At 53.7% G+C, this 10927-nt stretch carries 9 protein-coding genes; 5 read left to right on the top strand and 4 right to left on the bottom strand.

Annotation, left to right across the window (positions count from 1 at the left end):
- Both OXG87_14330 and OXG87_14335 read right to left on the bottom strand, forming a co-directional pair.
- Positions 1–300 (bottom strand): hypothetical protein (locus tag OXG87_14330; protein MCY3870729.1); only part of this gene is annotated, 300 nt, incomplete at its 3' end.
- On the bottom strand, positions 297–776 hold the full coding sequence (locus tag OXG87_14335) for a hypothetical protein (protein MCY3870730.1): 480 nt from the start codon (positions 774–776) through the stop codon (positions 297–299). The genes OXG87_14330 and OXG87_14335, both read right to left, overlap by 4 nt.
- Before the next feature lie 148 nt (positions 777–924).
- Here OXG87_14335 and OXG87_14340 point away from each other — a divergent pair, with 148 nt between their 5' ends.
- Positions 925–1302 carry a Rid family hydrolase gene (locus OXG87_14340; GenBank protein ID MCY3870731.1) on the top strand — a complete coding sequence of 126 codons (378 nt, stop codon included), beginning with the start codon at positions 925–927 and terminating at the stop codon, positions 1300–1302.
- Here OXG87_14340 and pdxA read toward each other — a convergent pair.
- Both pdxA and OXG87_14350 read right to left on the bottom strand, forming a co-directional pair.
- Positions 1283–2311 carry a 4-hydroxythreonine-4-phosphate dehydrogenase PdxA gene (pdxA, locus tag OXG87_14345; GenBank protein ID MCY3870732.1) on the bottom strand — a complete coding sequence of 343 codons (1029 nt, stop codon included), beginning with the start codon at positions 2309–2311 and terminating at the stop codon, positions 1283–1285. The genes OXG87_14340 and pdxA overlap by 20 nt on opposite strands.
- 149 nt (positions 2312–2460) lie before the next feature.
- Positions 2461–5628, bottom strand: coding sequence for an efflux RND transporter permease subunit (locus tag OXG87_14350; protein MCY3870733.1), 3168 nt, complete (start codon positions 5626–5628; stop codon positions 2461–2463).
- Between the two features lie 240 nt (positions 5629–5868).
- Between OXG87_14350 and OXG87_14355 the strand changes: the two genes are divergently transcribed.
- The 4 genes from OXG87_14355 to OXG87_14370 form a co-directional block, all read left to right on the top strand.
- A complete protein-coding gene (locus OXG87_14355; GenBank protein ID MCY3870734.1) occupies positions 5869–6891 on the top strand; it encodes a phytanoyl-CoA dioxygenase family protein in 1023 nt (340 codons plus the stop codon).
- 107 nt (positions 6892–6998) lie between these two features.
- On the top strand, positions 6999–8603 hold the full coding sequence (locus OXG87_14360; protein MCY3870735.1) for a branched-chain amino acid ABC transporter substrate-binding protein: 1605 nt from the start codon (positions 6999–7001) through the stop codon (positions 8601–8603).
- Positions 8604–8659: 56 nt separating this feature from the next.
- Positions 8660–10276: a branched-chain amino acid ABC transporter substrate-binding protein gene (locus tag OXG87_14365; protein ID MCY3870736.1), complete on the top strand. Its 1617-nt coding sequence runs from the start codon at positions 8660–8662 to the stop codon at positions 10274–10276.
- A gap of 272 nt (positions 10277–10548) precedes the next feature.
- Positions 10549–10927 (top strand): hypothetical protein (locus OXG87_14370; protein MCY3870737.1); only part of this gene is annotated, 379 nt, incomplete at its 3' end.

Consider the following 10927-nt stretch of genomic DNA (forward strand, 5'->3'; position numbering starts at 1 on the left):
GTGTGTGGGGGGGTGGTGGGGGGTGTGGTTTGAGACGGCGGGTTGGGCTGTTGCCGGTGGGAGGAAGGGAGGCTGCGGCGCGGTGTGGGGGGGGGGTTCTTTACTCATAAGGGCACCGAACTCATCGGATCCTGCGAGATTTGGATTGACGACCACCGCGCTACTCGCGGCTTCTTCCGTGGAAGCGTCGGAGACAGGTGTCTCATCTACGTTCGATCCACCACAACCCCAGAGCATCGCAAAACACACCAGCAACACCACCATATTGGTAAACTTCTCTCTTCTACCGCAAATATTCATGTTCCCTCCTGAGAATTTCTCACTTCACCAGCCCGCAAACCGGGGTGGCGAAAACAAACCGCTAAACCGAGTAACCCGATAAGTGTCATCGTACCTGGTGCCAGCGACGGGGTAGCGCCCCCCAGAGCTTCCCAAACGAGTTCAAGCCCGCTGCGGGATGGATACATCTCCAACTCGAACTCGACATTTCCCTTGTAGTGAAGCCACTGCCCGACAAAGCCCGAAACAACGAACAGCACCATCAAAACCTGAAAAACGCGGACACTCGCCACGCCAGGCGCGATAAAGAGCCAGCCAGCGCACGGAAGTGCCACCACAAAGAGCACGAGAGGCACCCACTGCCAGAAATCCTCCATATGCTCGAGGAGAACAAGCTCGGCTCCCGTACCGACAATTCCCATTATCAAAATAGCCAGCACAAAACGCCGAAGCAGGTCGGCGTCTCCTCTACGAGATCGTTGGGTTGATATATCCAAAACGCATTCCTATTTTTAATTACTAAACCTTAGACCACCCAATACGCCAGAACGTTCCCACCTATCATCTCTCATCTAAACCTTTTGATTTTTTTCATTGGGAATTATATTTACGCATCCTCAATATTCATTTCACAAGGAGAACCCAATGAAAAAACAACCCTTCACCAGCAACCGCGGCAACATCCCCAAATTCCCCTACTCGCAAGCCATAATCTACGGCGACCTCATCTTCATCTCTGCCCAGCCCCCGGTCGATCCGGAAACCGATGAAATTGTCGGAGACGATATCAAAACGCAAACCCGGTGCATACTCACCAATATCTCGGGCATACTCGAAGACGCGGGAACATCGCTCGACAACGTTCTAAAAGTAACAGTCATCCTCCAGGACCGCTCTCTTTTTTCGGACTTCAACGACGCCTACGCCGAATTTTTCCCAGAAAACGCACCCACACGCACGCCCATCTTTGGCGATACCGGCGCACACCTCATACTCCTCGACGTCATCGCGGGGATGGAGTAATCTGAATCGCCAACTTACTCCCCACGCGAATCGCCTGCAACATATTCACGGCCTTAGCGATACCCTTGCCCGCGATATCATAAGCCGTACCGTGATCCACAGACGTCCGCACAATCGGCAGGCCCAAGGTCACATTGACAGCCTCGTCAAACGCCACCAGTTTTGCGGGCACATGGCCCTGATCGTGATACATCGCCACCACCCCGTCGTACAGCCCATTGTAGGCCTTTAAAAAAGTCGTATCTGCAGGCAACGGACCGTCAACGCGCCAGCCCTCGCTCAGAGCCTTTTCAACTGCAGGACGGACGACCTCTGCATCTTCGCTACCGAACAAGCCATTTTCGCCCGCGTGTGGATTTAACCCGCATACTGCTATACTGGGATCTAACTTACTCAGACCAACGAGCACACCGCGGGTAAGCCGAACCGTATCGTAAATCAGATCAACCGTAAGCCTATCTGGAACCTCGTGCAACGCAATATGCCCCGTCACATGCGACACAGTCAGGCGCTCAGATACCAGCATGATATGTGCGCGCGCTGCGCCCGATTTCTCAGCCAACAACTCCGTATGACCCGCAAAGGAATAACCCGCCAGATTCATCGCCTCCTTATTCAAAGGCGCCGTCACAATCCCGTCAATGCGATTCGCCATCGCCAGATCAACCGCGCGAATCACCCACTCAGCCGCTACTCTACCCGCCTCGCAACACACCTCGCCCATTTCAATCTGATCCACATCCACATCCACTGGACACCAAACATCAACACACCCAAACTCAAACGCACCATCTTCGGGTCGCTCCACCACCCGCACATCCAGTCGTACACTGGCCACAGCCATATCGCGCTTCAAAATGGCGGGATGCCCAATAACCAGTGGCTTGCACACGCGATAGCTTTCCTCATGTGCCAGAGCCTTCAAAATCACTTCGGGTCCTATACCACACGGATCGCCCATCGTAATGCCCATCAGCGGGCGTTTGTCTAAAACGTCTTTTTCTAACATAAAAATCCCAAAAAAAGTGGCGGTCTCAAAACCGCCACAATTATTATTTTTTCTTTGCCTGCCACCTCACTATCAAGGCCGCAATTAGACATAGCACGGTTGCCGCAACCATGCCGATGACCGTTTCCATTACTTATCCTCCTTTAGACTCAATCATCGTCAGCCGTATCATAAGCCTCATCCCTCGCGCGAGAGGCAAACACACCTGCACTCAGACGCCGAATCGCCAGGCGCAAATCGTCGAGCAAGGTATAAAACAAAGGCACAACCAGCAACGTCAGAAATGTCGAGGCCAACAGCCCGCCCATCATCGTGCGTCCCAAAGGCGCATAAGACGAACCCATTGCATTGCTATCGCCCACAGCCATGGGCAGCAAGCCAAAGACCGTTGTAAACGTCGTCATCAAAATGGGGCGAAAGCGATTGTGCCCCGCTTCCATAATTGCATCAAAGCGATTCATGCCATCGGCACGCAAGCGATTGACCATATCCACCAGCACAATCGCGTTATTCACCACCACACCGATCAACACAATCACCCCCACAGACGCCATCCTATCCATAGGCGTGCCTGTCAAATACAGCGTCCAGTAAACACCCAAAAAAGAAAATGGAATTGAAAAAAGCACTGAAAACGGTAAAATAAACGACTCGAACAAAACGCCCATCAACAAAAACACACATATCACCGCCATCACAATTCCCAGCCGCTCAGAGGCTTCGTCCTCTTTAAGTTGCTTGAAACTCTCTCCCTTGTCCCACGAATACCCGCGGGGCAACTCGAGACCATCCATCACTTTGTCAATCTCCGCGGCCAGACCCCTCATATCTGCACGCGTCGTATAAGCCCTGATACGCAACTTGACCTTGCCATCGTACCGCGCAATGCGCCCCATCCCCCGCGAGACCTGGAAGAAGGCGACTTCGCTCAAAGCCACTTCTGTACCATCGTCGGTCTCAAACGGAAAATTGCGCAACTGATTCAAATTCTGTCGGTCTGTCCTATCCAGAAAAAGCCGCACCCGCACCTCGCCGTCATCGGACTTAAAACGAGGCAACGACACCCCTTGCAGACCATAAGAGATATAGCGCGCAACATCCCGTACAGAAATCCCAAGTCGTTTCGCTCGCTCCCGATCAATCACGACCCGCACCTCGTCATCGGCAAGTTCCAAATCCGTGTCAACGCCTACAAGAGATGGGATTTGTCGCAATCGCCGCTCGACCTCATCGACGAGACTGACCAGAACCTCGGTATCATCGCCTTCCAGATAAATCGTCACGCCCGGATCACTACCACCGCCCTCATTGCGAGCCCCTTCCACGGAATGCCGCACCCCCACATATCTGGGCATGTTTTTGCTAATATCTTCCGCGACTTCAGCCCGTTCCATTGGTCCAGAAACGGGTATTCCCAGGGCACTGCGCGTATTTTTGTACGCCACGTACCACCACGGATCATCGCTCTTGGCCGGCATATACAAGCTCAGGTTACCGTAGCCAGGTCGGTAGTAAACGCGCAGGGTTTCATAGCCGTATTTTTCACGCCGCGCCTCCAGAAATTCCTCAACCTCCCCCACAATATCCTCGGTTTCTTCTGGCGAAAAGTGACGCGGCAACCTCAACCGCACATCCAAATCGTTAAACGCGCCACCGCGGTGGCGATCTGCGCGCTTCAGATTATCCAGGGGATACATCGTCGTTGCCGCAAGTGCCAGCGCGATCAACACCGCGTCCCGGCGGTGTCGCAATGTCCAACTCAACATGCGCTCATAAATTCCTCGCGCCTTCACAATGATTTTGGGATTGGGACGCACCCGACCTTTGCCCAATCGCACAGATGCCAGGGGAATAAACAACAGCGCCACAAATAGAGATCCCACCAGAGCCACCCCAACCGGAACACCCAGACGCGTCATGTAAAAAGTCATAAACATATTGCCGCTAAACAACATCATAGGCAAAAACACCACCACCGTCGTAAACGTCGCCATAGTAATGGCCTGCCCCACCTCACTCGCACCAAAGATAGCGGCATCTTCGGGTGCCTCGCCATTGCCCCGCCGGCGATAAATATTCTCCAAAATCACAATGGCATTATCCACAACCAGCCCAATCCCAACCATAAGTCCCATCATAGTCACCACATTGAGCGACCAGCCGACAAAATACAACGCGGTCATCGCAATCATCACACACAGCGGAATAGCCAATGTAATAATGGCCGTCATCCGCACGGTACGCAAAAAGAACAACAACACCAGCGCGGCAAATAGCCCGCCCCAAAGCCCGGTTTCCCGAAGATTGCGAATCGATTCCTTAATAAAAAACCCCTGATTGAACATCACCTGAAACGACACCTGCCCGGCCATGCGCGGATCTTCTTCGATGGCTTTCAATTTTGCCACAACCCGATCGGTCACATCCGCGACATTTGCACCCGATTCCTGTTTGATGCCAAAACTCATACCTCTTTTGCCATCAATGCGCTGCGTCCACGACTTTTCGGGCACCTCGAAAACCACCGAAGCCACATCGCCAAGGCGCACCTTGCCTGCCCGCGATTGAATCTGGATATTTTCAATTTCCCGCAACGTGACATACTGCGCCAGCGACCGCACGTAAAATTTCTTTGGTCCCTCCCGCACATAGCCCCCGGCAAGCGCGAAATTGTCGCTCCTCAAGGTCGAAACAATCTCGCCAATACGCACACCGCGCGCCCTCATGCGCTCTTGATCCACCTCCACCATCACTTCCTTGCGATCCGCGCCAAAAATATCCACGCGCCCAACCCCATCCACGCGCTCCAGAGGATACTGCACAAAGGTCTCGATAAACTGAAAGGGTTCTGTAATGGCCGAGTCAATCGACACAGCCACATACATAACAGACTTCGAATCCTGATCGTATTTGTGAATACGCACCTCGTCTCGAGCCTCTTCTGGCAACAGGGGCTTGAGGCGCTCGAGCCGATCTGAAACCTGATTGTACGCAGCCACCATATCTGTATATTGGCGAAATTCCATCTGCACGCGCGCGCCCCGAGAGCTGTAGCTACGCAGGGTCTTAATACCCTTTACAGTACGCAGCGTCTCTTCCAGCGGCAGGGTAATCTGTTGCTCGGTCTCCTGCGGAGAGGCATTGCGAAACCCAATGGACACAGCCAAAAAGGGCGGCGTCAAACCATCGGGCATCATCTCGACGGGCATGCGCACATACGCCACCGCCCCCAGCACCAATAGCGCGACAAGGCACATGGTAACGGACACGGGTCGCAACACCGAAATACGCGGTAAAAGAGAAGATTTGGGATTCATGGCAAATTCAGTACTTGGTTAGCACCACCAGAATATCGCTCTTAATTATCGAAGATTTGCACAGATTTGGCAAACAGAGTTTGCGATGCCCTGTCAGTCAGTTAAAAATAATTATAGAAATTAAAACTCTCGTTGCTAATTTAAGTTGCATTCTAATATAGGGCACATAAATTATATATGAGAAGACCAACTCCCCGAAGAGAAATCGCCCCAATCTCCTCATTAACACAGGAGCATGCCATGACGGACCAGATTGCAGAATTGCGCGTATCCAACGACGCGATCAACGATTCGGAAGAGTTGCGGCGGCGCATCCGAGAAGAGGGATATATCTTCTTCCGCAAATTACAGAACCCGGACAAACTCTGGGATCTGCGGCGACAAATGCTCAACAAAATGACACCCTGGCTCGTCGAGGGAACCGATCCCATAGATGGCATTGCCGACATATCCAAACAGTGTACCGAAGGCGACCCCGAATACACCGACGTATATCACGAAGTGTACAAACTCGAAGCCTTTCACCGCATTGCCCATGAACCAGAAGTACTCGACCTGCTCGAAAAAGTGATGGATGGTCCTGTCTTCCCGCACCCGCACAAAGTCGCTCGCCTGTGGTTTCCCAAATACACGGCGCACACCACGCCGATTCACCAGGACTTTGTACACTTTCAGGGCAACTTCGACACCTACACCTGCTGGGCACCTGTTGGCGACTGCCCCATTGAACTGGGTGGCCTCGCCATATTGCCCGGCTCTCACAAAATCAATGCCGTGATGAACCACCACTTCTCCCTCGGCGCGGGCGGCCTGTGCATCAACACCGACGAATTGGAAGGTCAATGGCACAGTACAGACTACGAAATCGGCGATACCCTGATCTTCCCCGCACTCACAGTACACCAGGCTCTACCAAACCTCACCGAAGACCGCCTTCGCGTATCCCTCGACAACCGCTACCAAAAACTCGGCGATACCCTATCTGAACACATGCTCGAACCCCATCTGAACATCTTCAACAATCTCACCTGGGAAGACGTGTACAAAGACTGGGAAACCGAAGACCTCAAATATTACTGGCAAAACCAGGACAATCGCATCATACCCCGCGACCACAGCTATTCGGAGAAAGGTTTTGCAGAAGCCCTCGAACTGGCTAAAACCGGAGATAAACGCGCACATCTTGCTATGAATCGCGCCATACGACGCGATCCCAACTCACCTCAGGCCAAAGCCGCCAGAAAAGCTCTGGCACTTGCGTAATCGACATCATTTTCATACAACGCTTTTTCTCCAGGGAGGTTTCTATTTTTCGGCATGGCTTTTATCGAGACAGTATTTTCACATAACGTTTTTCAGGAGGACCGGTGATGAAACACATCCGCATTATAGTTGTTATAACCCTTGCCGCAGGACTGATGTGGAACTGCGGCGGTGAGCGCGTAACGCAGTCAGAGACCGGGACAGATGAACAGATTGGACGTCCCCTGAGCAAATTGGCAGTACACGAAGATGTCGTACAGGCTACGATAGGGGTCACTGTGCACCGTGATGGCGCACCAGTAAGCGGTGCAACCGTAGAATTTTCGCGCTCCATTGCAGGACAGGCCCCCGACTATAAGTGGTCGGGCATGACCAATGACAATGGTCAGGCATGGGTGGAAATCACATCGGGCAATGGTTATTATCAGGCGCGAGCCTCTCAGGACGGGGTCGAGATTGGTTCCTGGTCCAGCATACCAATCAACGCGGGCTACCAGGTCATGCTCAATTTGCCCATCGGAGGACAAGCGCAGGTAACTGGTTCATCCATGCGGGCCTTAGTCTCGATTGGCGAAGGCGAAGCCGTGCAAATCCGTTCGTTGCTCTCGCACACCGTCGTGCCCGGGCTTGCTGAGGGGTCGCTATACGCTATTGAGTTGGCCGTGCAAGACTTCGGCATGATCCACGGTCACGCGGTTGAACTCGGCGAATCACTGGACACCGGGTGTGGACCGGAAGGCGGACGCATGGGCGCAGAGCAGATCATCGCCAACCCGCAGGTAGTCGGCGTCATCGGCACGAACTGCTCCGGCGCGGCTGTGGCGGCCTCACCAGTGATCAGCGAGGCGGGGCTGGTAATGATCTCGCCGTCCAATACCTCGCCAGCACTCACATCCGACCTCGCCGGCAACGTGAGTCCCAACTACCACCCCGGCTATTTCCGAACCTCTAACAACGACCTCTATGAGGCGAACGCAGTAGCCGATTTCGCCTATAATGAATTGGGCCTGCGGCGCCTGGTGGCCATAGACGATGGCGACCCATACACCATGGGCCTCACCGTCGCATTCGGCAATGCATTTAGCGCGCTCGGAGGCGAAGTCGCTGCCACCACCACGATTGCAAAAGGACAGACGGACATGACATCCGTCCTCACGGAATTTGCAGCAGCCACACCAGACGGCATCTACTTCCCACTCTTTGATCTGGAAGGTGCACCCTTCGCCGAGCAGGTGCGGGGACACGACAGTCTGAAAGATGCGACACTCATCACGAGTTCGGCCCTCCTCCTGACGGGGTTTCTCGCCCTGCCGCAGTCGGAAGGCATCTACTTTGCCGGCCCGGAGCCTGTAATTGGCTCAAACGTCAATGCTGCCACTGGCAAGAGCGTAGATGAAGTGCTCGCCGCATTTGCAACCACGTACGGCGAGTCTCCGAACACGCCTTACTGGGCGCACGCTTACGACGCCACAACGCTGCTGCTCAACGCCATCGAGATTATTGCAGGTGAAGCTGAAGGAAAATTGTATGTAGATCGCGCCGCGCTGCGCAGACAACTCCACGCGACATCCGGCTTTCAGGGTCTCCTGGGCACCCTCAACTGCGACGAATTCGGAGACTGCGGCACCGGGCGCGTGAACATCTACCACCACACGGATTTGAACATCACAGATCCCGCGCAATTGCCCATAGTCTATCAGTTCTCACCGTAAAAACCTGAAGAAAGACCTATTTCAAAGTATCACACTTAAAAAGGGAGGAAATCATCTTGAAGCATATAACAGCAGTAATCTTTTTGGGATTGGCCAGTGTCTTTGCCGCAGGACTGATGTGGAACTGCGGCGGCGAGCGCGTGACACAGTCAGAGACCGGGACAGACGAACAAATTGGACGTCCCCTGAGCAAATTGGCAGTAGCCCATCACGCGGCACAGGCTGCCATCGTCATGGTCAATTTGCAGCAAGATAGCGCACCAGTAAGCGGTGCAACCGTAGAATTTTCGCGCTCCATTGCAGGACAGGCCCCCGACTATCAGTGGTCGGGCAGGACCGCTGATAATGGTCAGGCATGGGTGGAAATCTCATCGGGCAATGGTTATTATCAGGCGCGTGCCTCGCAGGACGGGGTCGAGATCGGTTCCTGGTCCAGCATACCAATTAACGCAGGCTATGGGGTCATGGATTTGCCCATCGGTGGACAAGCACAGGTGACCAGTTCATCTATGGATGCCTTAGTCACGGTAGGCGAGGGCGAAGCCGTGCAAATCCGTTCGTTGCTCGCGCATACCATCGCGACATCGCTCGGTGTGCCGTCGCGGAACGCTATTGAATTGGCCGTGCAAGACTTCGGCATGATCCGCGGTCACGCTGTCGAACTCGGCGAGCCAATAGACGGCGGGTGTGGACCGGAAGGCGGACGCATGGGCGCTGAGCAGATTGTCGCAAATTCGCAGGTACTGGGCGTCATCGGCACATCCTGCTCTGGCGCAGCTGTGGCGGCCTCACCAGTGATCAGCGAAGCGGGTCTGGTAATGATCTCCCCATCTAATACCTCACCAGCACTCACCTCCGACCTCGCTGGCAACGCGAGTTCCGACTATCACCCCGGCTATTATCGCGTTTCTGTCAACGATCTCTACCAGGCGCAGGCGGTCGCCGACTTCGCATATAATGAATTGGGCCTGCGGCGCATGGCAGCCCTCAACGACGGAGACCCTTACACCCTGGGTCTCACCATCGCATTTGGCAATGCGTTTAGCGCCATCGGAGGCGAAGTCGTAGCCACCGCCACGATCGAGAAAGGGCAGACGGTCATGACAGCCGTCCTCACGGAATTTGCAGCAGCCACACCAGACGGCATCTTCTTCCCGCTCTTCGATATAGAAGGCATACCTTTCGCCAAGCAGGCGCGGGAACACGACAGCCTGAAAGACGCCACACTCATCACGGGTGCAGCCCTTCTCGATTCGAAATTCCTCGCCACACCGCAGTCAGAGGGTGTTTACGCTGCGGGACCAGAGGCGGATCTCGGCTCAAATATCAATGCGGTAACTGGCAAGAGCGTAGATGAAGCACTCGCAGCGTATGAAGCCGCGTATGGCGGGTTTCCAATCACGCCTTACTGGGCGCACTCTTACGACGCCACGACGCTGCTGCTCAACGCCATCGAGATTGTTGCAGGCGAAGCTGGTGGGAAATTGTATGTAGATCGCGCCGCACTGCGCAGGCAACTCCACGCGACGTCAGGCTTTCAGGCTCTCATCGGCATGCTCAACTGCGACGAATTTGGAGACTGCGGCACCGGACGCATAAATATATACCACCACACAGATTTGAACATCACAGACCCCGCGCAATTGCCCGTGGTCTATCGCTTCACGCCGTGAGGTCCTGAAATCAATCAACAATTCATCTCTTTACTACACTCAACCGCTCTCTTGCACGATGAAACAAGAGAGCGGTTGTTTTTTTACCCCTCCTTTCAAAGCAGAGGACCCTGGATCTGCGCTTCTGCTTATACCGTAAATCGAATTAATGAAAGAAAACGTTTGTATAAGTAGTCCTAAAAAAACTACTATTTTTTTAGATTAGTCGTATCTTTATTACCCATAAGAAAGTATAGTTCACAGTATCACAACTCAAAAAGGAAGGAATTGTTTTGAGACGTCTAACAGCAGTAATCCTTTGGGGATTGGTAAGCGTCTTTGCTGCAGGACTGATGTGGAACTGCGGCGGAGAGCGCGTCACGCAGTCAGAAGTCGGAACAGAGGAACAGGTAGGACGCCCCCTGAGCAAATTGGCAGTGGCCCATCACAAAGCACAGGCTGTAGTCATGGTCACTTTGTATCGTGACGGCACACCAGTAAGCGGTGCAACCGTAGAATTTTCGCGCTCCATTTCCGGACAGACGCCAGCCTATGAGTGGTCTGGCACAACCGATGAAAAAGGTCAAACACTGGTGGAAATCGCATCGGGCAATGGTTATTACCAGGCGCGAGCCTCGCAGGACGGGGTCGAGATCGGCTCCTGGTCCAGCA

It is taken from the genome of Gemmatimonadota bacterium, assembly GCA_026706845.1.
In the GTDB taxonomy this organism is placed as follows: Bacteria; Latescibacterota; UBA2968; order UBA2968; family UBA2968; genus VXRD01.

What these genes read in the sequence shown, in the direction of transcription:
- OXG87_14360 (MCY3870735.1), top strand. Translation starts at nt 6,999, where the DNA reads ATGAAACACATCCGCATTATAGTTGTTATAACCCTTGCCGCAGGACTG.
- OXG87_14350 (MCY3870733.1), bottom strand. Translation starts at nt 5,628, where the DNA reads ATGAATCCCAAATCTTCTCTTTTACCGCGTATTTCGGTGTTGCGACCC.
- OXG87_14340 (MCY3870731.1), top strand. Translation starts at nt 925, where the DNA reads ATGAAAAAACAACCCTTCACCAGCAACCGCGGCAACATCCCCAAATTC.
- pdxA (MCY3870732.1), bottom strand. Translation starts at nt 2,311, where the DNA reads ATGTTAGAAAAAGACGTTTTAGACAAACGCCCGCTGATGGGCATTACG.
- OXG87_14355 (MCY3870734.1), top strand. Translation starts at nt 5,869, where the DNA reads ATGACGGACCAGATTGCAGAATTGCGCGTATCCAACGACGCGATCAAC.